This is a genomic window from Nostoc sp. FACHB-190 (assembly GCF_014696905.1).
Lineage (GTDB): Bacteria > Cyanobacteriota > Cyanobacteriia > Cyanobacteriales > Nostocaceae > Nostoc_B.
On the sequence record NZ_JACJQW010000004.1, the window covers coordinates 66,436 to 90,573 of the forward strand.

The following is a 24,138-nucleotide window of genomic DNA, read 5'->3' on the forward strand; positions in this document are numbered from 1 at the left end:
TTTTACCTTGTTTTATGGTAAACAAATAGCTTTATTTAAAGATAAGCTAGTTGCACACGAGCGCGGACGGCTTTTTCGGTATCGGTTGTGAGCATTTCGTTGAGTCTGGCGAAAATAGGTTGTTGTAAATCGCTATTTTTTGCCAAGGCTTGTAAACCCACAACGGCAGCATAACGAATTGACCATTCAGAGTCTTGAGAAATAAATATAAGGGTTTCTAAGGCTCTTTTGGGTGCTGTATGGCTTTGGGGCAAATCTAGCTTATGCCAGTGCAAGTTTCCTAAACCTTTGGCAGCAGCGCGGCGGACACTAGGGGCAAAGTCTGTGGCAGCTGCGCTGACTAATAACTCTAAAGCACGAGGGTCTGCGATCGCAGCTATTGTGCGAATCGAATAAGCCCGCGCGCCATAGTTGTAGTCATCAATTTGAGATATTAGCTGTGGTACTGCCGCTTCTCCCATTTCTGTGAGGGCGGTGGCGGCTACTGCGGCGGCGGCTGGATTGTTATATCCAAACACAGCAATCAAAGTAGGAATTGCAGCTATATCTTTTTTGGCTGCCAAGTTCTGCACTGCTGTCACCATTTTTGCTGGTGTATCTGCTAAGGCGACGGCACGAATTAGTTCTTCAGTCATTGGTCGTTAGTCATTGGTCAATAGTCACTTGTCATCAGCTTTTGACCAAGGACAAATAACAAATGACAAGTGACTATAAAAGTGAATCCATCAAGTTCATTACCCGAATTGCGTCATCAGATACAGCAAGCTCCTCTAACTTGTCTGTTAATTGATGCTCTAGCAATCCTCTGAGGGCAATAAGTTTGAAGCTATTTTCGACCTGAGCTTGAGCGATCGCTTCTGCTGCTGCCAAATACCCAATTGCACCCAAATCCCCTAAGACAACACGGCGTAATTTCAGATCGCCTGTTGCCAACATTTTCACTAACCTTTCTCCGTAGATGGGGTTTTGTGTGAGTTGGTACATGGCTCTGGCGGCGGCACATTGTACTCGTGGTAATGGATGCTCTAGGAAAGGCTCTATGAGTGGAATTGCCTCAGTGGCGTGAATTGCTCCCAAGGCTTCTATGACTGCTTCATAGGGTTGTGTTAGATGAGGGAGTCCCGGTACTTGCACGGCCTCGGCTACACCCCCATCTAACATTTTGATCAGTGCTGATGTGGCAGTGCGATCGCGCAGCATTTCTAAAGACTGAGCAGCAGCTTCGCGCACATAAAAATCAGAACATTCAAGGCATTCAATTAAGCTTGGTACTGCTCTGGCATCACCTAACTTACCTAATGCCCTAGCTGCATTTCGGCGCAGAGGATAACCACCTAGCTCTGTTCTATCAGCTTCATCTTTTAATGCGGCAATCAAACCATCCACAGCATCTGCTCTGTTAACCCGGAACTTGCCCAGCCACCAAGCTGCATAATAGCGGAGACTCAAATCTGGTGATTGCAGGTTAGCGATCGCTATATCTGGTGTGAGCTGAGGCCCGTTCTCTGGGGCAAATTGCTCCCCACTGGGTTCTATCATTGCCAGGGGATTATTCCTCGTCAGCAGTTAATGGCTCAATCTTGACGATTTTGCCACCCAGACGGGTAATTCTTTGGTATTCTTCATTCATCCGGCTGTATGGCACGGTAATAAATACGCTACCGCTATTGCGAATGTTGTATTTATTCTTGTCAGTTTCGGAGTTTTGCCGCAAGCCTACAACTTCATAGCGAAACACACGACTAGCAGATGAAGAAACGCTACTAGCACCCAATGTGGTTTGACCGAACATTACTTCTCTATCTCCTGTTTGGTTTACAATCCCTGTAGCAGCAACTTAAGCTGGTGTAACGCTGGCTATTTTGCCGCCTTGCTTATGGATTTGCTGGATTTTCTCAGAAAGCCGTTCGTAAGGTACGATGAAAGCTGTGCTGCTTCTTCTTACGCTCGGATAGCCGGGATTGCGAAGTCCTGTAACTTCAATGCGGTAAACACGATCAGCTTGTCCGACAGCGTTGCCTAAGTTCCGCTTCGGCGCTAAATCTGCTGTTGCACGGAAACTCCAGTTACTATTGCTGCCGGAGGGGCCAATAATTGAAGATGATTGATTGCTCGCTAATTCCCGTGCTAACCGTGACTTCTTACCTTCTACTTGGGCGCGATCGCTATTTGCATAGCCTCTGTATAACCGGAAAATCCGGTTAAAACCTACTGTCTTCTGCCCAGGCTGAGTTTCAAAACCACGATAGTAAGGCACGATGTTATCGCCGAAGTTGTTTTGATACTCTACAGAATCAATGTAAGAGTCAATTTCTGCGTCGTAACCTTTGTTTTGGTACAAGTCGAGGTGATGAACAACTTCTGACTCGTCGTAAGGAGCGCGACCCAACAAATGCTTATAGTTGAGTTCGATCAAACGAGTTTGGAAACTGCTATAGAAAAACTTGGTTTTGTAGAGTTCTGATTTGGCAACGCTACGCACAAACTCCCGCACTGTCAGGTTTCCATCCCGCAGGAGTGATTCTGCGCTTACCAGACGTTCTGATGCCATGATGTAATCATTACCCAAGACTTGCCGATACACGGCATGAATCACGGCTTCGACTTCTGCTTTGCTGGCGTTGGGGCGCAGTTCAACTCGACGTGCTTCGCTGTATGGCTCTGTCCCTAGCCTAGATGCTGCTGCTGTAATTGCCATCTTTTATCCCCTTATTGATGTTCGGCGGTTTGCGCCGACTGCTTGCTCTAAAAAGCTTTTTGAATAAGAATTCAGGAGTCAGAAGTCAGAATAACTAGATTTAACCAACGCTGAATTCTGGATTCTGCATTCTTCTTTTCATCCCTACATAAAACTATGCCCGGAGCTTGATCCAACTGCTAGGTGATTACCATCCAGCACTTGTATCCCTCTCCGGGCAGAAAACTATCTAGCTGAGAGCGTTGATAGTATAGTCGATGTAGGTGTTAGCTTCGTTAGCAGCTTGACCAGACAAACCATGATTAGCTTTGATGTATTTCAGAGCTTCTACGTACCAGCTAGGAGACAACTCGAAGGAGCTGTTGATTTCAGCCAAACCAGCAATCAGGTATTCATCCAATGGGCCAGTACCACCAGCAACCAAGCTGTAGGTAATGATGCGGAGGTAGTGACCAACGTCACGAGCGCACTTGGATTTACCACGGCTATCAGCAGCAAAGTTAGGGCCAGGAGTGTTTGTGGTGTAGGGGAATTTTTGGTAAACAGCTTGGGTTGCACCATCGATCAAGCGTTGAGCGTTGGAGGTCAAACCACGAGCAGCTTCTAAGCTTGCAGCAGCACGTACATAACGACCGTTAACAGCTTGTAATTCAGTGTTGCCCAAAAAGCGTCCTTGGGTATCAGCAGCTGCGATAGCTTCGGTAATTGGTGTTTTAACCATCTTTTCAAATCTCCTTGGTATTTTTTAGTCTTTTTACCTGGTTGCCTAAATACTTGCGTATTGAGACTCTAGACTGCTATTAAGCAACAGCAGCAGCAGCGCGATCAAAGTAGCCAGCTACTTCGGAGATCAATGCACTGCAATCACCTTTGGTGATACCGTTGGGATCGTTAGCAATCCCAATAGCTGCATCTTTCATTTTTTGAACGCCAACAGCTACGGAAGAACCAGGAGTACCTAGGGCGCTGTAGGTTTCACGCAAGCCGTTCAAGCAGCGATCATCCAGGACACTTGCATCACCAGCCAAAATAGCGTAGGTTACATAGCGCAAAATAATTTCCATGTCGCGCAAGCAAGCAGCCATGCGGCGGTTTGTATAAGCATTACCACCAGGAGCGATCAATTGGGGTTGTTCTTCAAACAAAGAACGAGCAGCGTTGGTAACGATAGAGGAAGCATTGCTGGTGATGCGGTTAACAACATCTAGGCGCTTGCTACCATCTTTAACAACAGCAGCTAGAGCATCCAATTGCTCGTTGCTCAAGAACTCGCCTCTAGAATCGGCTTGAGAAGTTACCTTGGTGAATACATCTAATGTCATGGACTCTAATCTCCTAATTCCTTAGTTGAGAGATGTCTCGATTAAAACTGGTAATGTTTTATCAATTTGGGCTGGCAACTAACAGACCAAGTAACCATTTCTCGTTTTGCTGCTCTCAAGTCCGCCTGTTGCTTCATGAGGAAAATTATGAGAACTAGGGTTTGTTTTATGAGAAACCAGCAAACTTTACGAATTGATTGTCTTGTTTATGTTCTGTCTGTTATTTACCCCTCCAGCTTATGTTTATACAATGCTATAGATCCTTTATTTGTTACAAATTATGAATAAATAAGTTGCAGTCATAAGAACCACCTCAAATCCTTTACATACAAGGGCTGTAACTGAGAAAACGCGCTTTTTTTTGTTACATAGCTTCACATTTGATAAGTTTTTCCGAAAATATTGCGTATTTAATATTTTCTTAATTTTCCCGGAACCCTTACAGAGCAAGATATTGCAGTTTTACACCAGTTTTTGCATCCGGAAGGTTATTGTGAAGAAACATAAAATAAATATTTCGCAACATTTTCGTGAGTGCTTGGTTTAGGGTCAAGAGACGGTTCTCATCGGTCATAGGTCATAGCTAATTTGTTTGTTTTCCCTGACTCCAAGGCTAAAGCTACGCGCGATCGCACCACAGAATCGGTTTCTTGCGCGATCGCAGTTTGTAAAGCCGCCTTTGCTGTTGGTGTGGCTAATTCTTGTAAAGACACCGCCGCAGCATAACGCAGTCCCCAATCTTCAGGAGAAACCAAAGCCCAAATCAACTTTTCTTGTACACAACCAATCACTCCTGCATCTTGAGAATTGCTGGCAATTTTTCCTAACCCCCGTGCTGCAATTCGCCGCACATTACCTTGGCAATGATTTGCTACAGTTGTCCCCAAAACTTCCGCTAACAAATCCATCGCTTCATCTGAACCAATTTGAGCTAAGACTTGAATAATATAAGCTTGTAATCCCTGATCACGAGAAGTTGCATAAGCAGTAATTAAGGGTTTTACTGTGACATTTCCCAACTTAACTAAGGCCTCTACTGCTGCATTTTTCACCATTGGGTGATGATGACTTAAAGCTGTAATTACAGCATTGATAGAGTCGATTTCTGGAGTATCACTCACAGCTATAGCCCTAATTGCTGTAATTACTTCTTCTGGTGTTGCAGCTTGATTAATTTGGGAAATTAATTGCTCATTCATGGTTCTGCTCACTGATAAAAAATTGCATGGCAAAATAAAGTAAAAAGGTAAAAGTAAAAAAGAGCAAACGACTCCGGTTAGAAAAACGCTCAGGGTCAACTAGTGAGGCAAATCAGATTTGCCACTAATTGTAGACCAATGAATTTTCAACATGGCAGGACTTACGTAAGTGTCACAATTGGTGGTTGGTGCGTGACGCTATAAATCTGATGACTACGTTTAAATCTTCTCGTTGCGTCACACACCCTACGTCAGCCCTATATGAATTTCCCTTTTTACTTTTTACTTGTGATACTAATTTCAAAAAAATGTATTTTGACTTTTAAAGTTGAATTAGTAAATTATCTATCGCTTGAAAAATTAATAAAGCTGTCTCTTCGGCATAACTATGAATTTCTAGAAATGCTTCTAAAATGCGCTTTAAGTTTAATAACTTCAAACTATTAGGAACCTGGGCTTTTAAGATAGCCTGGATAGCTTGTTGATGACCAACTGCGCCTAAGTCAAAAACAGCAGCCCAACGTAAATACATATTGTCGTGGTTGAGGTTTTTGACGATACGTTCAATGTATTCGGGTTGTTGCGTTAACAGATACATATATCGCGCCGCCGCACATTGAACTCGTTCTGAAGGATGTTGCAAAAAATCTTCGATTTGCGGACGTGCTGACCAAACTTGGAGTGTTGCTAATGCTTCAATCAAGGCTTCATAAGGTTGTTCTTGACTGGTTGCTAACAGATGTAACAAAGGAGTCACAGCCCTTTTGTCACCAATAGCAGCTAAAGCGGCGATCGCGGCTTCCCTTAAACGCAAATCCTCATCGCACTCTAACGCTTTTACTAACGCTGGTACAGCTTGGGGATTTTTCAATTGTCCTAATGCGCGGGCGGCTTGACGGCGTAGCGGATAACCCCCACCGGGAATGCGATAACGTTCATCAAATAAAGCCTCGCATAACGCCACACAGCCAGCTTGGACTTGATGTTTACCCAACCACCAAGCAGCGTAATAACGAATTTGATTATCCTCACTAGATAATGCCGCGATCGCACTTTCTGGTGAAAGAATTGGTTCAGCAGAGTTAGTAATAGTCATAGTGAAAAGGGTGTAAGGGATTAAGGGTGTAGGGGTGTAGGAATTTTTTTACACCCTTATACCCCTACACCCTCACACCCCATCAAAAAGAGAATTCCTGATTTTTGCTGAAATTTACACTTGAGAGATTTTGATTATCTTACCGCCGCGCTTGTGTATTTCTTGGTAGGTGGTTGAAAGACGTTCGTAAGGTACAGTGTACACTTGGCGGCTACGGCGTACTGATGCTTTAGAGCCAATTGTACCGGCGATCGCTTCAATTACAAACATCCGACTATCTCCGCGTTGAGCCGAACTAATTAAAGTTGGCGCTGCTGAGACAAACCCTGTGCCTGCGGAAGTTGGCGGTAAAATTCCATTAGCTAAATTCAATGAAACTTTCGTCCGCAAGCGAGAATTTCTGCGTCCCATTTGAGCATTATCACTATTACCAGAACCGCGATAAAGCTCACATATCCGATTAAAACCAACAGTTTTCATGCCAGGAATTGATTGAAATCCCCGGTGATAAGGCACAACAGCATTTCCAAAAGCATTTTCATATTCTGGGCTGTAAATGTAAGATTCAATATCTGCATCATAGCCACGCGCAGCATATAAATCTACATGGTAAGCAATCTCTGATTGATCGTAAGGCGCACGTCCCAATAAGTGCTTATAGTTTAATTCGATAAAACGCACTTGGGAGTTGTTATAAAAAAAGCATTCTTTGTAAAATTCAGATTTTGCCAAAGTTTCTACAAATTGCCGCACGCTAATTTTGCCATTTCGCAATAAAGCTTCGGCACTAGTAAATTTTTGGCTGGCGTAGATTCCTTGACGACCAAAAATTTGCTGATAAGCAGCACGAAATACTTTTTGTAATTCGTCTTCGCTCCAATTTTGGCGTAGCTCTACTTTAATGGCAATTGCATCTCTAATGCCTAGTCGGTCTGCAATAGAAGCACTCATTTGGACTATCGCTCCTTTTTCAATTTTGGTTAGCAATAAATTTGGGTCTTTGGCAGTAGAAAACCGCAACAATTTAAGTAGAAAATTTTCCTACTAATTGAGCAATTTTCTATTGACAAAGACCCACAATTTTGTATTAGCTTAAAGCGTTAATTGCATAGTTGAGATAGGTGTTAGCTTCCCCAGCAACATCACCATTTAAACCATGATTGTCACGCACAAATTCGAGTGCAGCTACATACCAGCTAGGAGATAAACCCAAAGCACCATTGAGTTCACTTAAACCAGCAACTACATATTCATCTAAGGGGCCAGTACCGCCAACAACACAGCAATAGCTGATGGTGCGGAGATAGTGATCAATATCGCGTACACACTTGGATTTACCTTCGGGAGTAGACGCATATTGAGGGCCACTCATTTGAGTGGTGTAGGGGAATTTTTGATAAACATGATTGGCTGCTGCTTCTGCCCATTTCTTGCCATTATTGCTAAATGCTTTCGCAGCTTCTAAACCTGCACGAGCGCGGTTGAACCGACCAAATACTGCTTGTATTTCGGTATTGCTGAGATAAGAACCACGCAAATCAGCAGCAGATATCGCTTCCGTTAAAGGTGTTTTCATAACTCTCCTAATCTCCTCGATTTTTGACTAATTCCTAACAACCAGTTTGCGAACAGTTGGCACAAACAATTTATTAAACAACAGCACCAGCAGCACGATCAAAATAGCTGGCTAATTCACCAATTAATTGGCTACAATCACCTTTTGTAATACCATTAGAGTCATTAGCAATTGCAATAGCAGCATCTTTCATTTTTTGAATTCCAGAAGCTACAGCATCGCCAGGAGTACCTAGTGCTTGATAGGTTTCACGCAGACCATTTAAGCAGCGATCGTCCATCACACTAGCATCACCAGCTAATACAGAATAAGTAACGTAACGCAGAATAAATCCTAAGTCACGGATACATGCAGCTTGGTTGCGGTTGTGGAAACAAGCACCACCAGCATTAAAAATTTGTGGACGTTCAGCTACTAAAGACCGATAAGCGTTAGCCACAATTGAAGAAGCATTACTGGTGAGTCTGTTAACGATATCTAACCGCTTATTGCTATCAGCAACCATAGCTGATAATGCGTTTATTTCTTCACCGCTTAAATATGAACCTTTTTTATCGGCTTGTTCAACTACTTTGGAAAAAGCGTCGAGCATTTTTGATTCCTCCGACCATTAATTGCAGATATTTATGTGGTTCATAGCAATTAATCTATGGAGCAAAATTCATTGCATTACAAAATCACTACTTCAAATAGTTAATTTGAAATAATAACTTTTTGCCGCAATTAACTATTCTTTAAAACAGCTAACTTTGCTTGTTTTTTTAATTGCTTTTAAAACCTTGTTCGTATTTTATATATTGGTTGAGTTAGTTTATTCTTAAGTTTTATGAAATAGTATTTCTCCATACAGCTTTTTCGCTAAACTATCTCCCTACATAGCTTTGAGGCATCATCAGAAAATTTTTGCTTTACATTCCAACATTTTTAGAAAACTTACTTCACATATTCCCTGGACTTTTTTGAGCTTAGTAACAAATAAAACTTATATATCTAGAATTTCTGACAGTGTAGCTTGAGAAAGTGATTAGCACAGCAGGAATCAAGCTACTGTTCAAGCAGAACCAAAAGTTGAAAATTTAGGGTTGTTGATTGTTAACTTTAAACTTTTGGCTACTAACAGGTGTTAGTAGACTGTGAACAATTTGTTAGAGAAATTTTGTAATTTAAATCACAATTTTGATTTTTATTGCATCAGATAAAAATCAAGAAGATGTCAAGTCTGAAATATATGCTGAATTTGCTTATAACTTTCTGTTTACCAGCCTTTCATCTATTACTACAGCTTGTAAATGAGATTTTTGCCCAAAATTTCTGTGTAAGCTTTTGTAAACCAAAGTAAAGCGAAATCTGAAAATTATTTATATTCTTTTTTCAAGAAGAGACGGCGATTCTGCGGCGGAGGACTTCTAACAAAGTTGTAAAAGTTTGGGGTATTGGTGCTGTAACTTCAATCCAATCTTGTGAAATGGGGTGTTGTAACTTGAGCCGCCAAGCGTGTAATGCTTGACCAGGAAGATTTACACCCACCGAACGACCAGAACTATAAACAGGATCACCCACAATGGGATGACCAATTTTGGCGCTATGAACCCGAATTTGATGGGTACGACCTGTTTCTAATTGAAATTTAATTAATGTGTAATTACCTAAGCGTTCTAGTATATGCCAGTGTGTAACTGCTGTGCGTCCACCTTGTTCTACAGGAATGACAGCCATTTTTTTGCGGTCTTGGGGATGGCGACCGATCGGAAAATCTATCTTACCACTTTCAGTTTTTGGCGCACCGTAAACTACACCTAAATATTCTCGCCGCGCGGTTTTGGCTTGGAGTTGTGCTTGTAAGTGTTGATAAGCAATGTCGGTTTTGGCGATCGCGATCGCACCGGTGGTATCCTTATCCAATCGATGCACAATTCCCGGACGTTGAACTCCGCCAATACCGGGAAGGTTTGGACAATGCGCCAACAAAGCATTTACCAATGTGCCATCATAATGTCCTGGTGCGGGATGGACAACTAAGCCAGCAGGTTTATTGAGGATAAGTAATTGTTCGTCTTCGTAAAGAATATCAAGGGGAATATCTTCTGCCTGTAGCTCTAGGGGCTGTGCTTCTGGTATTTGTAGAATGATGCGATCGCCTATTTTCACATTCTCCTTTTTAGACGTGCAGACTTGACCGTTAACTTGGACATTTCCCTGTTCAATCAACTGCTGAATGCGAGAACGAGAAACATCCGATAACTCTTGTGCAAGATAACGGTCTAAACGTGCGCTATTTTCTAAAACTTCTAAATTAATGTCGGTCTGCATTGAGTATAGGGAGTGGGGAATAACGAAAAATTAAGGGTTTTGACAAGGGTGTAGGGGTACGCTGACAGGTGAGGTTTTGTAGGTTATTTATGCCCCAAAAACCTTGATTTAGGGTGTAGGGGTGTAAGGGTGTGAGGGGAATGGAACTCTGATTCAATCATGATTTTTAGAGTCGCTACTCATCACTCTGTTGAAAACCTACACTTGTGAGGTAGGGGTACAGGGGTATAAGGATGTATCTAAAACCCTTACGCCATAAACCCTTACACCCTTACACCCAATCTTCATAGACAATCTTGGTGCGTAAGTCCTGTTCACACTTCACACTTCATCAGGGTTAATTCCCCTATCGCGGAGTAAAGCGCGGAGTGCTGCTAGTTGAGTTTCGGCTTGTTCAGCGCGTTGACATTCTCGTTCAGCACGTTGGCGTTCTTGCTCGGCTGCTATTTGTGCTTGCTCGCGTTGTTGCGCTAATTCTAAATAGGTGAGAAACTTCTGTCCATCGGGACGATAAATTAGAAGTTCGCCGTCTGATAACTCAAAGCGAATACCCAGACGCGGACTTATCCAGTTAATCATTTGCGGAATTTCAGCTAATTCATGTTCTGAACGCAACCAACCGCTTAACTCTGTTGTCTCTGGGTCATATATATAGTATTCTTCCACCCCATAGCGATCGTAGAATTTATACTTAGCAATCATTTCTTTGGCAGTGTTGCTAGGGGAAAGAATTTCAAATACCACTTGTGGCGGAATGTTACCTTCTTGCCATTGTAAATAAGAACCGCGATCGCCTTTTAGTCTACCAAACACTACCATCACATCAGGCGCTCTCCGCGTCACATTATCACCTTCAACAGGATACCAAAACAGATCACCCGCGACAAATACATTAGGTTCGTTGGCAAATAATAAATCTAAATTCTTTTTAATCAATACAATCAATTCAAACTGCTTTGTATTTTCCGCCATCGGCTGTCCATCAGTTTCCGGGTAGATGATATCTTTTTTGGTAGAAGAAGGTAATTGAGTCACCATGAGCGTAAGTCCAAATTACACAAGTGGCATAGTTAATTCTAGCTTAATAATTCAATAGCTATAATTCAGAATCCAGAAGTCAGAATTCATTAGATTTGAGTAACTCACCAAGCATTCCCAAATGAGCAGCAAACAAATCTTGACTTTTGAACACTGAATTCTTACCTTTTCTCCAACCCTGCACACGATGATTAATTACTGTACTTCTTTAAATTCTCCGGATCTATTGCTATATTTCCGACAATTAAAATCTTTAAATAATAATTATATTTATATCTTCAGAGGTTGTTTATCATAAAAATAACTGGTTTTTATCTGAATACAGAAAAATCTATGATGTTGCCATTTAGCATTTAGCTGAATTTAGATATCCAGCTTCTATCAAGTACACTTTTGACTTTTACATCAGATTGGATTGACAGAACACAAAAATATTTCCGGGTAAATATTTTTCGACCAATAACAGCAAAGCCTGTTTTTAGTGCTGATGCTTCCATTAACTGCTGTAAGTCTTGTTCAGAATCAATATTCAACTTATTACTGGGAAAAATTATGCTACGGAGTTGCAAGATATACTAAAGTAATAAAAAACCAGATGACTCAGTATATACTTAAATTTGCATTTTTAGCCAAAATATCCGTATTTAAAAGTTTTTTTTGTTACTGATGGGTTGGAGCCAATACGTCTAAATGCAAAATATGATGTACTGTTAAACTAGCCAGATTATTACAAGCGAAGAAAGCAAAATTGTTTTTTGGATAATGTTTACCATGAACAAATCCAACTACTTTTTTGTTAAGCGATCGCTTAGTTTGGTATTTCTTAGTTAAGTGTAGTTAGGTTAGCAACATCTTATCAGAGATTGACTACTTTAGAGTTAGGGGTAAAGAATCTCTGTACGAACCCAAATATGACCGCTATATTTAGCTGAATAGAATCTCAAAAAATATTTGCTTGTGGATACCAACTAGGTAATTCACAAATTTGCCTTGCCAATATGTACTTTTATCTAAAGATATTTCTATGAAAACCCTCCCTATTAGTAGATATAGATTTTTCCAAAAAATCCAGCCCTTATCTTTATTGAAGAAAATCACCAGTAAATCTGTCACTGGTTGTTTACAAGTCTTTAGTACATCTGGCGCTTGGTCAATATATATAGATGAAGGTAAGCTAATATATGCCTGCTATTCCGAAAAGATGTTTGAACCGCTTTACCGGAATCTACAACATTTGAGTGAGCAAATTTCGACCTTACCGTATGGAATTGACGCTCAACTCAGGACAATATTTGAAAATGGCGCTGGTAGTCAAGCCATACCTAACCCAGATTATTTGGCAATTTGCTGGTTAGTTAATCAAAAGTATATTAGTCCAACAGAAGCAGCCGTACTCATCGAACAACTAGCATTAGAAGTTCTCGACTCATTCTTGAGCCTAGAAGAGGGTAGTTATGAATTCATCCCCGAAAGCTTTTTGGATGATATGCCTAAATTCTGCCATCTTAATCTCCGCTTGTTAGTCGAACGCTGTCAAAAGCGCGGAAAAGAGGGCGTTTATCAAGATAGTTCGCCATATACCGAAAGTAGTTCTGTTGGGTTCAATCATCAAGAGTTCCGTTCATCAACAACTGTGGCGCAGCCATCACCATTTACCACCCCAACCCGGACACAACCCAAACCAGAACCACAATTACCCAAAATTAACCGCTATCCATCGCAGGCTACTAGCCCTAGCCATCATAATTATCAAACTCATTCTTCACCATCACCAGAGAAGAAAGTCTACACAATCTTTTGTATTGATAATAGTCCTGCTTTATTAAATGTCGTGAAGAATGCTTTAGATGAGCAAATATTTTCTGTAATTGGAGTTACAGATTCTTTAAAAGCTTTAATGGAAATTCTGCGGACTAAACCAGACATTATTTTATTAAATGTAGATATGCCTGATTTAGATGGCTATGAGTTATGCACTTTATTACGACAACACACATATTTCAAAAATACACCCATAATTATGCTGACAGAAAAAGTCAGCCTCATCGACAGAGCAAAAGCTAAAATAGTCAGAGCTTCTGGCTATCTGACTAAATCTTTTACCCAAGGAGATTTAATGAAAATTATCTTTAAGCATATTGTCTAATTTTCAGATTTAGTTAGAATAAATCAACTAAATCGCTGATATGGAGATTCAGAATTGAGTATTACATGGGTAGGGACAATTCTGATATTAGAAGACACTCTCAGTGAACTAGCAAATGTGCTGGGAGATAAAGGTTATAAAATTATTAAAGCTAAAACTGCAAAAGAAGCTTTAGAAATGGCTTTAGAAGAAAAGCCAGATGCAATTATTACTAATGTATTTATGCCAGGGATGAATGGTTTTGAATTGTGTCGCTTCCTCACAAGTCATCCCAGTCAAGCCAAAGCACCTATCTTAATTTGTAGTACCACAAATCAAACCAGTCATCTAGTGTGGGGTAGAAAACAGGGCGCGGATGCTTATTTAAGCAAGCCTTACACCGCCGAAGAATTGCTGAATGCTATTCAGTTGGTTGAGATTAACTAATTACAGCAGATTCGATGTTTATAAGGTACAGCAACTGATTGAAAAAAGTAATGAGTCAGAAATTTACTTATTACTCATTACTTAATACTCAATATTTGATTTCTGAAATGTACGTAGGATGTGTTAGCGACAGCGTAACGCATCTATGGCAAAGTTTTCGGTGCGTTACGGCTTACGCCTAACACACCCTACACATACTAGACTCTAGTTTGAAATTTTTAAGCCTTCATTGCCAAATGCAGATTAATCGACTCGTCAAATTTCCAAGTGTAATTACCCGCAGCAGCAAAAGCCTCAGCGACGTGTAACACTTTTGCTTCTAAAATATCTTGTAATGACTCACCCTCATAATCAGCCTTATGCGCCATTTTCAACATATTGTAGTTGATAGTATCATGGGGCAATTTTAGCTGGTCAAAATCTGGAGTCAAATCATATTCGCTATTCTCTAATATATGATGATCGCCAGAATGGTAATGAACATCAAACCACTCTCTGGTGATTCCTCTTCCATTTGGTGCAAATAATATTTGAGACTCTGGAGAGTCGATAACACATTCTGAAATACCTACAGCGATAAACTCAACAGCTAACATCGCTATTAAGGCGTTTCGCATATCGGCTTCTTTATTAATCAAAGTATCCATCAACATAATTGGTTCTGCTTTTTCAAGCTGGGCTAGGAGTTTAGCACCTTCAGGAGAAAGCTTACCAGTACTGGAATCATTCATGATTCCCACAGCAGTCATCAACTTTTTCCAATAATCTAAATGACTACCTTCTTCAAAACCATAGTCTTTGGCAATACCAGAAATACCATGTTGTAGGGAAGCTAAGATTTTTTCGCGTTCTTTACCTGTGTAGTTGAAGACTAAAAGCAAATTACGGCTGGAATTTTGTTCAGAGAAACGGTTCAAAAACTTCTTGACGTTTCTGATAACAGTGCGAGGAAAGGTTTTGACTATTCCCCAATAAATTGCTGAATATGACACTAGAGAAAAATAATCACCTGCACACATACCTTGGACGACTTTAGAAGCACCCATGATTTGTTTCACTCTCTGAGAGAGTTGAATTATCTCATCAGGCATTTCGGTTAACAACCCCAACTCATCAACAAGAACTTTACCTTGTTGCAATTCTTCCAATTTAATCAAAGGTGTATTCATGATGGTTTTCTCTCTACAAGTAGGTGTGTTGATTCTGACCAAAGTGAACAATTAGCTGAAAGTTGGGAGATGGTTTCAACAGAATTTGCTTGTAATTATCAGCATTGTGTCTTCTCTTCATCCTCCAAAGTGACCCTATTCAGATATGTCTATAGAGTATGAATAGGCAAACAGAGTCTGACCAGAAGTTGTTATATACAACAACAGCCGCTTTAAATCAGCAGATGATTGCAGCAGTTATTCCCAGGGGAAATCCTCAGACTGCACCTGCCTTAATACAGCTATTGATATTCAACAAACTGGTTTCTCTTGCGTGGGAAGATTTGAGAGAATCTAAGACTTGTTGCTAATAATCAAGAAGGTTTTGAAAACATCCTCTTCAGAGGATTCAGTACCTATACTCACCACCCTAAAATGCTGCAAAGTATCATTTTTTATGGGTGGTTTAGAGTAATCTGTCAGAGTTCATTACAACATTAAAAAGTTTTCAGACATCCTCTATGAGTAAGGTTAATTCAATTGAAACTAGTAAGTAGTATAACTTAGCTTTTTTGTATTCTAAATAAATTATTCACGAGTAAGAACATACGGATTTATCACAAATAATAAAAAAGGAATTTATGTCACATGCTATAATGCTGCTTTTTATACATATAAAATAAATTTTATTAATACATTACTGACAGTATTAATACATAAACAAAATTTGATTAAGGAATTTTTAGGTTAATGTAAAATAAAAACTTTACTAGATAAATTAAGCAATTCAGGCATAAATTGCTTAAAACAGTTTATTTTATGATTTTTGCTCTTTAATCAATTTTTTATAATTTAGTAACTTTAATCACCTTATATAAAATTAATATAATTTATCAGTGTGTATCTACGTAAGTGATATATATTTAAAATTATAGTGATATTACTGATAAAAACTTTGGATCAAATTTAAATTTACACTTTAATCTTTAACTAAACTACATTTATTTTTTTGCGTGTTAAGTTAACTGCTGATGTCAAGTTTTACAGCAGAAATAAAGGGTTTAAAGAAGGGTGAAGGGGTATATGGGTGTCAGGGCTTGGCTGTGATCATATTTCACTTTAAAAATAATACAGAGATACAAGCAGCGCCTCGACTGACCTCGACTTCTCCTGAAGGAGACGCTGCGCGAACGCTCGGTACAAGTCGCTCGGCGAACAGAAGCAGAGGTACAGAGAAAGTGATTACTTATCATCAAAGATTATTGGTGATAAGTAATCACGTTACGGCGGACGAAATGCAAAATCAGGTGCGATATATCTAGACTCTTTGATCAAACTGGACGACAAGCGGATAAGATATCGTGCAGATTCACTACAGAACCAATAACCGCGATCGCCGGCGCATCAAATTTGGTTTGTTCAACTTGCTCTACAATTGTGCCTAGCTGACCAATGAGTTCTTCTTGATCTGGTCTTGTACCCCAGCGCACTAACGCAATTGGTGTTGCTAAACTTAAACCCGCCGCCGTTAACTCTTCAATGATGTGCGACAAATTATGAACGCCCATATAAATGACAATTGTCTCAGAACCTTGGGCGATCGCTTGCCAATTTACCGTCGGTCTATACTTACCAGCCGACTCATGCCCGGTGACAAAAGTTACTGAAGAACTATACAATCTATGGGTCAAAGGTATGCCAGCATAAGCTGGAGCGGCAATTCCCGATGTAATTCCTGGCACAACTTCAACAGAAATCCCGGCTTGGACTAAATCTGCCATTTCTTCGCCACCACGACCAAAAATAAACGGGTCGCCGCCTTTGAGTCTTACTATTATGGTGTTATATTGGGCTTTATCTATTAATAACTGCGTGGTTTCATCTTGTAATAGTGAATGTCTCCCCATCCGCTTACCAGCATTGATTTTTTCGGCTTGGGGGTTAATCATAGCTAAAATAGCTGGACTCACCAACGCATCATAAATCACGACATCGGCACATTCTAATAAACTTTTGCCTTTGAGAGTCATCAGTCCGGGATCTCCCGGCCCTGCACCTACTAAATAAACTTTTCCCAAATTCTTCTGCTCTTCTTTTTCTGTGCAGTTCATTCCTTCATCAAATCCCAAATCAAATCAGCTAACTCTGCACTTGCTCCCAAAGGTTGAGCTAATTGGAAAGTCACAGCCGGAAATTTTAATTTTAGCGTTTCTGTGAGTTGTGCGATCGCATCTGTTATGCCACCTGCGAATAAAAAATATGGCAAAATTGCAATTTTTTCTTTACCAGCAGCTACCAACTGTTCTACCTGTGCTTCTAAACTAGGAGCCACAGACCAATAGGCTGCTACTGCACCTATATTTGCTGCTATGGTTTCCACTGGCTGTTGAAAACCCGGACGGCGACTCCCATGAGCAATTAAAACCCAGGCTTGGGTTTTAATCTCAGCCATTTGTTGAGATAGCAACTTGCTTAAACCAGGGTTGCTACCTATATATGGTAGTAATTCCAAATTAATATCTTTGCCCAAGGCTTGTTGTGCTAATGCTATTTCTTCAGGGATTTCTTGCATCACATGGACTCCCGGTAAAAGAAATAGCGGTATGATTTTGAGGCTCTCGCATCCAGCCACAAATGCACTATGAGCAAATTCTTTGATTTGGATGTGTAACGGTTCTGGACGTGTTTCTAAGTAAGCCAAGCCGACTAGCTTTTTGCTTGATGAGTAACTTTGCTGTTTTTGACTTAAGAATTCTGTCAATTGCTGTAAAGCGATTTCTGGACGAGGGTCACGGCTTCCGTGCGATACCAACAGATATGCAGATGACATGGGTAAAGGTGTAACTCTTGCTAACTAAGCTTAATCTTAGATGCGGGAGTTAGTGAAGGCTATTGCTGTTCAGCACTGTACGTATAAAAATTATGAAAAGCTCCCACCGTTTCAAACTTGTACCCTGGTAGCCAAGCACCAAGGGTTAAATCTGTCCGATACACACTAAACAACAGAAAATCTTGCCGTTCCGTTGTGGTTCTGACCAAATCTCGCATTTGGGGGTTAGTGGAATCAACAAGTTTGTCACAGCGAGAATTAAGTAAGCTCTCAATTAACTTTGAGGTTTTTTGACACACATCATTTTTGAGATATTGGGTGAGTTGATTGACTGCATAATCTTCATACTCCTTGGATGTCGGATTGGTTTTAGACATGGCTACGCCAACTACAGCAATGCTAGTAGCGATCGCCAATGCCATCATCGTCAAAAGCTTCATATTTCTCACTGTCATCTTCTGATAGCCATTAGTGTTCCTGGACTATACATTAGTAAAGTCCGTTCCTTGAAAAAACCCTTGCTCAATCACTAAATAGATGCTATGATTATTAATCGATAAGTCAATGGCGAGCGTAGCCAAGTGGTTAAGGCAGTGGTTTGTGGTACCACCATCCGTGGGTTCGAGTCCCATCGTTCGCCCTAGTTAATACAAATTACTCTAATTAAAAGTTATAAACCGGAATGGCTACAATCACCTTTAGCTATCCCGGTAACACTTTTATCAAAACTTTAATTTTAAGTCCTGCCTTGGAATCAACTCTGAGTCTCATAGCGATTAGCCTGAGACTTTATAGCGGTTTTCATTCCAATGATGTACATCAAATCTAGCCCCCCTATCAACTTGTACCGCACTCAACTGAGAAACCCTATATTTCTAGGCGGGATAGGTTTCATAGTTTTTTGCATAAATCTCAATTAAAAAGGGAAGCAAATTTTAGTTTTTTGCTTCCCTATAAATCCTTGATTTCCCAATGTCACTGTTAGAAAATTCCTAAAAGAAAGATAAAAGTCATTCCGCAGAATAGCATGAATGAGACAATTAAAATGTTGCCTATGCTGTGGTCGGTAGTTGTTAATTTATGTGAATGGTCTTGCATATATACCGTCCCTGTTTCTAATTACTTCGTGGTGCAATTATAGCGAGGGCAAATTTAAATTATTCTCACTAATATCAAAAGTTGATTTTATTTGATTTAAATACAAACTCATTGTTGATATCACAACATAAAGATTAAATTTTGTTGCTAAAAATCAGGAGATAATTTTGTTATTTGATAGAACTTTAAATTGAATGACTAATATAACTAACTGTAACAGAATGTATATAAAATGATGAGTATACTGGCCACAAACAAGTATGAATTTTTTACATTTAAAGCAAAATAATTTTACTTTTTAATTAGCAGTGGTTGATTATTTTTTCGTTTTTTTGCGTAAGTCCTAATCAATTGATAATTGAGGCATTTCCAGCAATAAATATAGTGAATCAGCCTAAAGTTACGAAAATTGTCCGCCTATAGCTAGAGGGAATAATACTGATTATTCGATAGTTTAGGTAAAGAAGAACACGCAAAAAGTCCATAGACTTTGTGAAACACAGATAGAAAGAGTTTATCTGTGTTTATTCGTGTTTGTACCTATTGACTGTGAGGTGAATATGTCTGAATTGATTCAAGCAGTTCTAGAAAGTGAAGAAAAAAATGATTTGCGTGCTTTTATTAGTGAATTACGCCAACAAGAAAAAAATTATTTGCTGAGAAATGACATACTCCAGGTATATAGTGAATATTGTGCTAAACATGGTCAGCCGGAACAGTCTCACAACTTATCTCTGTTAGGAAAACTCCTCTATTACACGCAAGAAATTATTCAAGAAGACTCCAACTTTTGTTTTATTATCCGTCCTTATATTGCTAGTCAAGAAGTTTATCGACTCACAGCAGATTTGAGTGCGGAAGCAATGACAGTACAAGAACTGCTGGATCTGCGCGATCGCCTCGTCAATAAATATCATCCCAACGAAGGTGACTTGTTAGAATTAGACTTCGCCCCTTTTTACGACTACACCCCAGTTATCCGCGACCCCAAAAATATTGGTAAGGGTGTGCAGTATCTCAACCGTTATCTTTCTAGTAAACTCTTCCAAGACCCCAAACAATGGCTAGAAAGCTTATTTAACTTTTTGCGCCTGCACCAATATAACGGTATTCAACTCTTAATTAACAATCGGATTCAATCACAGCAGCAACTTTCCCAACAACTCAAAAAAGCGATCGCATTTGTCAACGAACGCCCCAGTGATGAACCTTACGATGATTTTCGCTTTCAATTGCAAACAATGGGTTTTGAACCTGGTTGGGGTAACACCGCCCAACGAGTACAAGAAACTCTGAATATTTTAGATGAATTAATTGACTCACCAGCCCCCCAAATTCTCGAAGAATTTATTTCCCGCGTCCCGATGATTTTTAGAATCGTCTTGGTTTCCGCACATGGTTGGTTTGGACAAGAGGGAGTTTTAGGAAGACCCGATACAGGTGGTCAAGTAGTTTATGTTCTCGACCAAGCCAGAAATTTAGAAAAGCAACTACAAGAAGATGTCTTACTCGCTGGTTTAGACGGACTCAACGTTAAACCAAAAGTAATTATTCTCTCGCGCTTGATTCCCAATAGTGATGGTACTTTATGTAACGAAAGGTTAGAGAAAGTCCACAGTACAGACAATGCTTGGATTTTGCGCGTACCTTTGCGGGATTTCAATCCCAACATGACCCAAAACTGGATTTCTCGCTTTGAGTTTTGGCCTTATTTAGAAACCTTCGCTATCGACTCAGAAAGAGAATTATTAGCAGAATTTCACGGTAAACCAGACTTAATTGTCGGTAACTACACTGATGGGAACTTAGTAGCTTTCTTATTAGCGCGACGGATGAAAGTTACCCAGTGTAACATCGCCCATGCTTTAGAAAAATCTAAATATTTGTTTAGTAATCTTTACTGGCAAGATTTAGAAGATAAATATCATTTCTCTCTACAATTTACTGCTGACTTGATAGCCATGAATGCTGCTAACTTTGTGGTCAGCAGTACTTATCAAGAAATTGTCGGTACGCCAGATAGTGTGGGACAATATGAGTCTTATAAATGCTTCACCATGCCAGAGTTGTATCATGTGGTGAATGGCATTGAGTTATTCAGCCCAAAATTTAACGTTGTTCCGCCTGGGGTGAATGAAAGTTATTACTTCCCCTACACCAAGACTCAAGAACGGGTAGAAAGCGATCGCTTGCGCCTCGCTGAAATGTTATTTACTTTAGAAGACTCTAGCCAAATTTTCGGTAAACTGGATGACCCCAACAAGCGCCCTATCTTTTCAATGGCGCGTCTCGACCGCATTAAAAACTTGACTGGTTTAGCTGAATGTTTTGGTCAAAGTAAAGATTTGCAAGAGCATTGTAACTTGATTTTAGTTGCGGGTAAATTACGCACCGAAGAATCAGACGACAACGAAGAACGTGACGAAATTATCAAACTTTATCACATCATTGATGAATATAATCTTCACGGCAAAATTCGTTGGTTAGGTGTCCGGTTATCAAAAAGTGATTCTGGCGAAATTTATCGCGTGATTGCTGACCATCAAGGTATTTTTGTCCAACCTGCTTTATTTGAAGCCTTTGGTTTAACAATTTTAGAATCAATGATTTCTGGACTACCAACTTTTGCAACTCAATTTGGCGGGCCGCTAGAAATCATTCAAGATAAAGTTAATGGCTTTTACATTAACCCTACGAATTTAGCAGAGACAGCCACGAAAATTTTAGATTTTGTTACCAAATGTGAACAAAATCCCGACTATTGGCAAACAATTTCTCAAAAGGCAATTAACCGAGTTTACACTACCTATACTTGGAAAATACACACCACCAAGCTGTTATCTTTAGCTAGAATTTACGGCTTCTGGAATTTTACCTCCCAAGAAAACCGCGAAGATTTATTGCGTTATTTGGAAGCACTGTTTTACTTAATTTATAAACCCAGGGCGCAACAACTTCTCGAACAGCATAAATATCGGTAATTATGTAAGGAAAAAATAAAAAGGCAAAAGGTAAAAGTAAAAAGGCAAAAGCTTATTTTATTTTGCCTTTTTACTTTTATTTTTATCTTGTTAGATGAAACCAAGTTCTTGGCCCGACTATGCCATCTACATTGATATTGCGACGATTTTGAAAGGCTTTGACAGCACTTTCTGTCAACGCACCGTAAACCCCATCTACACGAATTGTATAGCCATTAGCTATGAGTAACTTTTGTAAAACTCTCACAGCTAGACCTGAATTTCCAAAACGTAAATTAGGTACAGTACGACCACCCAATCTTGTAGACCTAGCTAATAAAAGTTCATCGTCACTCAATTTTTGGGCGATGAGGCGTTGTGAACGCGGAAACTTGATATTTACAGGTTGAAAGTTCTTAAATTCTGATAAGCTATATAAGTCTTTAGCAGGTTTTTTGTCTGTTTTTTTTACTAGATTTTTTTCAGAATTAGCATTAAAAGCTACTAGAGTAGCTTCAGATTTTTCTTGAAGCTGCATGAATTCAGACGGCGTGGTTTTTCTATCTAAATCAAATTGAGATGACTGCCCCTGTGGTGTTTTCTGCACGCCATTATCTAGCTGAATTACATGCTGCTGGTTGATATGAGACGGAGATGGTTGTTTGACAATTAACACGCCCGTCATCAGCAGGACAATATCACTCATTTTTTTTGATGTTATTAACACCCATATTTCCTTTGACAGAAAAATCGTCGTTGTTCCGGAATGGTGTGTCCTAGAAATAAAAAAATATAATAATTTTGCGTAATCATAAACAACTGCGATCGCCTAGCAATCCTCAATTATGCTTGACACAATTGCATCTGAATCGTTGATTTGGTTTTATGTCCTGCTTTCCTTGAAAATAATAAACTCTAGATAATAAAAAATTTTCTCTATCTGAAGCAGTATCTCTAATGGTTAATAAGATTTGAATAAGAAATTACTTTGATTTTTCAGACTTGATAAAGATACAAAAATCTGGTTACGTAGCGAACAAAAATTTAAATTAATTCTATCTCTCAGCAGAAGCGATCGCTCATCAAAGTAACAGCGATCGCTGTCTGCATAATTATTACTATCCAATACTGGTAATTACTGGATGAAAGTAAAAAGCAAAACCTAAAACTGTATATGCCGCTAACAACAAAATACCTTCCAACCAATTAGATTTACCATCAGAACTAATACTGTTGGCAATTAATACCGACACAGCCACAGCGACTAATTCAAAGGGATTAAAATCTAAATCCATTGGTTGACCAAGTATCCACCCGGCGATGACTAACACCGGGGCTACAAATAAAGCAATCTGCATACTGGAACCCACAGCTACAGATACAGAAAGATCCATCTTATCTTTCATTGCTACAGTCACAGCCGTGGCGTGTTCTGCGGCATTACCCACAATCGGTACTAAAATTACACCTGTAAACAGTGCTGTTAAACCTAGTTGGGATGTGGCTACTTCTAAAGAATCAACTAACATTTCTGATTCCAGTGCGACTAGCAAGGTACAAACCAATAACACCCCAGTCCACAACCACATATTTGGTTTCTCGTGGGAACCTTCATTGTCTTCCGCCTCAGCCACGCCCACATCATACAAATAAGTATGGGTTTTCATCGAAAACAGCAATGTCAAGGCGTAAACCACAATTAACACCACTGCCACAGCCAAGGAAAGATTTTGTAGAGTTTGTTCATTAATGCCTTTGGAAGTATAGTTCATTGCCGTGGGGAGTAACATGGCAATCACCGCCAAATTCATCGAGGAAGCATTTACACGCGCTACAATAGGCTGAAATGTTTGCTCTTTGTGGCGCAATCCTCCCAGAAACATCGAAAGACCCATCACCAGTAATAAGTTACTGACAATCGAACCTGTAATACTGGCTTTGACTACACCAACCAGTCCCGCGTTCAAAGCAACTAAAGCAATGATTAATTCTGTTGCATTACCAAAGGTGGCGTTTAATAACCCTCCCAGCGTTGGGCCTACCACCACAGCAATTTCCTCTGTTGCTGTTCCCATCCAAGCGGCTAAAGGCAAAATCGCCAAACCAGCAGTGACAAACACTATTAAGTCTCCCCATTCGAGAAAATGCGCCGCCAGCGACACGGGAATAAACAGTAACAGCACGAAAAAAAGAATGTTTTTACCTGACATTTGGTTACTTTAGTAAAAGTTATCCTGGAAAAAGCTGAGTGAAATATGGGGAAGATGAGGTAGTGAAGTAAGTAAAGTGAG

Annotated in this window: 24 protein-coding genes and 1 tRNA gene; 5 read left to right on the plus strand and 20 right to left on the minus strand. The window is 39.8% G+C overall.

The features are described from left to right. Positions 1-35 precede the first annotated feature (35 nt). From cpcF to H6G28_RS06705, 13 genes are all read right to left on the minus strand, one after another. The gene (cpcF, locus tag H6G28_RS06645; RefSeq protein WP_190589763.1) at positions 36-635 is read right to left on the minus strand and encodes a C-phycocyanin alpha-cysteine-84 phycocyanobilin lyase subunit CpcF; all 600 of its coding nucleotides are present in this window, start codon (positions 633-635) and stop codon (positions 36-38) included. A 73-nt stretch (positions 636-708) separates the two neighbouring features. Next, positions 709-1,539: a C-phycocyanin alpha-cysteine-84 phycocyanobilin lyase subunit CpcE gene (cpcE, locus tag H6G28_RS06650; RefSeq protein ID WP_190589764.1), complete on the minus strand. Its 831-nt coding sequence runs from the start codon at positions 1,537-1,539 to the stop codon at positions 709-711. Positions 1,540-1,549: 10 nt separating this feature from the next. Further along, positions 1,550-1,792: a rod-capping linker protein CpcD gene (gene cpcD, locus H6G28_RS06655; RefSeq protein ID WP_062292420.1), complete on the minus strand. Its 243-nt coding sequence runs from the start codon at positions 1,790-1,792 to the stop codon at positions 1,550-1,552. A gap of 45 nt (positions 1,793-1,837) precedes the next feature. Continuing rightward, positions 1,838-2,698, minus strand: coding sequence for a phycobilisome linker polypeptide (locus tag H6G28_RS06660; RefSeq protein WP_190589765.1), 861 nt, complete (start codon positions 2,696-2,698; stop codon positions 1,838-1,840). Between the two features lie 229 nt (positions 2,699-2,927). Beyond that, complete coding sequence (gene cpcA, locus H6G28_RS06665; protein ID WP_190589766.1) at positions 2,928-3,419, minus strand: C-phycocyanin subunit alpha; 492 nt, start codon at positions 3,417-3,419, stop codon at positions 2,928-2,930. Between the two features lie 79 nt (positions 3,420-3,498). Then, positions 3,499-4,020: a C-phycocyanin subunit beta gene (gene cpcB, locus H6G28_RS06670; RefSeq protein WP_190589767.1), complete on the minus strand. Its 522-nt coding sequence runs from the start codon at positions 4,018-4,020 to the stop codon at positions 3,499-3,501. A 563-nt stretch (positions 4,021-4,583) separates the two neighbouring features. Then, a complete protein-coding gene (locus tag H6G28_RS06675; protein WP_190669826.1) occupies positions 4,584-5,219 on the minus strand; it encodes a HEAT repeat domain-containing protein in 636 nt (211 codons plus the stop codon). A gap of 322 nt (positions 5,220-5,541) precedes the next feature. After that, complete coding sequence (locus tag H6G28_RS06680) at positions 5,542-6,315, minus strand: HEAT repeat domain-containing protein (RefSeq protein ID WP_190669829.1); 774 nt, start codon at positions 6,313-6,315, stop codon at positions 5,542-5,544. A 114-nt stretch (positions 6,316-6,429) separates the two neighbouring features. After that, complete coding sequence (locus tag H6G28_RS06685) at positions 6,430-7,266, minus strand: phycobilisome linker polypeptide (protein ID WP_190589770.1); 837 nt, start codon at positions 7,264-7,266, stop codon at positions 6,430-6,432. Between the two features lie 136 nt (positions 7,267-7,402). Continuing rightward, positions 7,403-7,891, minus strand: a complete 489-nt coding sequence (locus H6G28_RS06690) for a phycocyanin alpha subunit (protein ID WP_190669831.1) — start codon at positions 7,889-7,891, stop codon at positions 7,403-7,405. A 73-nt stretch (positions 7,892-7,964) separates the two neighbouring features. After that, the gene (locus H6G28_RS06695) at positions 7,965-8,483 is read right to left on the minus strand and encodes a phycocyanin/phycoerythrocyanin subunit beta (RefSeq protein WP_190589772.1); all 519 of its coding nucleotides are present in this window, start codon (positions 8,481-8,483) and stop codon (positions 7,965-7,967) included. 779 nt (positions 8,484-9,262) lie between these two features. Next, positions 9,263-10,201 carry an RluA family pseudouridine synthase gene (locus tag H6G28_RS06700; RefSeq protein ID WP_190589773.1) on the minus strand — a complete coding sequence of 313 codons (939 nt, stop codon included), beginning with the start codon at positions 10,199-10,201 and terminating at the stop codon, positions 9,263-9,265. 321 nt (positions 10,202-10,522) lie between these two features. Then, positions 10,523-11,239 carry a Uma2 family endonuclease gene (locus H6G28_RS06705; protein WP_190589774.1) on the minus strand — a complete coding sequence of 239 codons (717 nt, stop codon included), beginning with the start codon at positions 11,237-11,239 and terminating at the stop codon, positions 10,523-10,525. Positions 11,240-12,263: 1,024 nt separating this feature from the next. Here H6G28_RS06705 and H6G28_RS06710 point away from each other — a divergent pair. Together H6G28_RS06710 and H6G28_RS06715 are read left to right on the plus strand one after the other, a co-directional pair. After that, positions 12,264-13,385 carry a response regulator gene (locus tag H6G28_RS06710; protein ID WP_190669833.1) on the plus strand — a complete coding sequence of 374 codons (1,122 nt, stop codon included), beginning with the start codon at positions 12,264-12,266 and terminating at the stop codon, positions 13,383-13,385. A 54-nt stretch (positions 13,386-13,439) separates the two neighbouring features. Then, positions 13,440-13,811: a response regulator gene (locus tag H6G28_RS06715; RefSeq protein ID WP_190669835.1), complete on the plus strand. Its 372-nt coding sequence runs from the start codon at positions 13,440-13,442 to the stop codon at positions 13,809-13,811. 218 nt (positions 13,812-14,029) lie between these two features. Here H6G28_RS06715 and H6G28_RS06720 read toward each other — a convergent pair whose 3' ends face one another. After that, complete coding sequence (locus H6G28_RS06720) at positions 14,030-14,980, minus strand: hypothetical protein (protein WP_190669837.1); 951 nt, start codon at positions 14,978-14,980, stop codon at positions 14,030-14,032. A 158-nt stretch (positions 14,981-15,138) separates the two neighbouring features. Here H6G28_RS06720 and H6G28_RS06725 point away from each other — a divergent pair, with 158 nt between their 5' ends. Further along, entirely contained in the window at positions 15,139-15,330 is a 192-nt protein-coding gene (locus tag H6G28_RS06725) for a hypothetical protein (protein WP_190589778.1), read from the plus strand. Between the two features lie 960 nt (positions 15,331-16,290). Here the strand turns inward: H6G28_RS06725 and cobA are convergent. The 3 genes from cobA to H6G28_RS06740 are packed head-to-tail and all read right to left on the minus strand — an operon-like array spanning position 16,291 to position 18,229. Then, positions 16,291-17,070, minus strand: coding sequence for a uroporphyrinogen-III C-methyltransferase (gene cobA, locus H6G28_RS06730; protein ID WP_190669839.1), 780 nt, complete (start codon positions 17,068-17,070; stop codon positions 16,291-16,293). Continuing rightward, positions 17,067-17,789 carry a sirohydrochlorin chelatase gene (locus H6G28_RS06735; protein WP_190589780.1) on the minus strand — a complete coding sequence of 241 codons (723 nt, stop codon included), beginning with the start codon at positions 17,787-17,789 and terminating at the stop codon, positions 17,067-17,069. The genes cobA and H6G28_RS06735 overlap by 4 nt, the downstream gene beginning before the upstream one ends. A 59-nt stretch (positions 17,790-17,848) precedes the next feature. Beyond that, on the minus strand, positions 17,849-18,229 hold the full coding sequence (locus H6G28_RS06740) for a DUF4359 domain-containing protein (protein WP_190589885.1): 381 nt from the start codon (positions 18,227-18,229) through the stop codon (positions 17,849-17,851). Between the two features lie 127 nt (positions 18,230-18,356). On the opposite strand from H6G28_RS06740, the gene H6G28_RS06745 reads away from it, so the two are divergent. Beyond that, positions 18,357-18,429: transfer RNA gene (locus tag H6G28_RS06745), tRNA-His, on the plus strand. A 1,018-nt stretch (positions 18,430-19,447) separates the two neighbouring features. Continuing rightward, positions 19,448-21,868 carry a sucrose synthase gene (locus H6G28_RS06755; RefSeq protein WP_190669841.1) on the plus strand — a complete coding sequence of 807 codons (2,421 nt, stop codon included), beginning with the start codon at positions 19,448-19,450 and terminating at the stop codon, positions 21,866-21,868. A gap of 82 nt (positions 21,869-21,950) precedes the next feature. Here H6G28_RS06755 and H6G28_RS06760 read toward each other — a convergent pair whose 3' ends face one another. From H6G28_RS06760 to cax, 3 genes are all read right to left on the minus strand, one after another. After that, on the minus strand, positions 21,951-22,553 hold the full coding sequence (locus tag H6G28_RS06760) for a peptidoglycan-binding domain-containing protein (protein WP_242048187.1): 603 nt from the start codon (positions 22,551-22,553) through the stop codon (positions 21,951-21,953). Positions 22,554-22,808: 255 nt separating this feature from the next. Beyond that, positions 22,809-22,973 carry a hypothetical protein gene (locus H6G28_RS06765; protein ID WP_190669843.1) on the minus strand — a complete coding sequence of 55 codons (165 nt, stop codon included), beginning with the start codon at positions 22,971-22,973 and terminating at the stop codon, positions 22,809-22,811. After that, positions 22,966-24,057, minus strand: a complete 1,092-nt coding sequence (gene cax / locus H6G28_RS06770) for a calcium/proton exchanger (RefSeq protein ID WP_190669845.1) — start codon at positions 24,055-24,057, stop codon at positions 22,966-22,968. The genes H6G28_RS06765 and cax overlap by 8 nt, the downstream gene beginning before the upstream one ends. Positions 24,058-24,138: the final 81 nt, after the last annotated feature.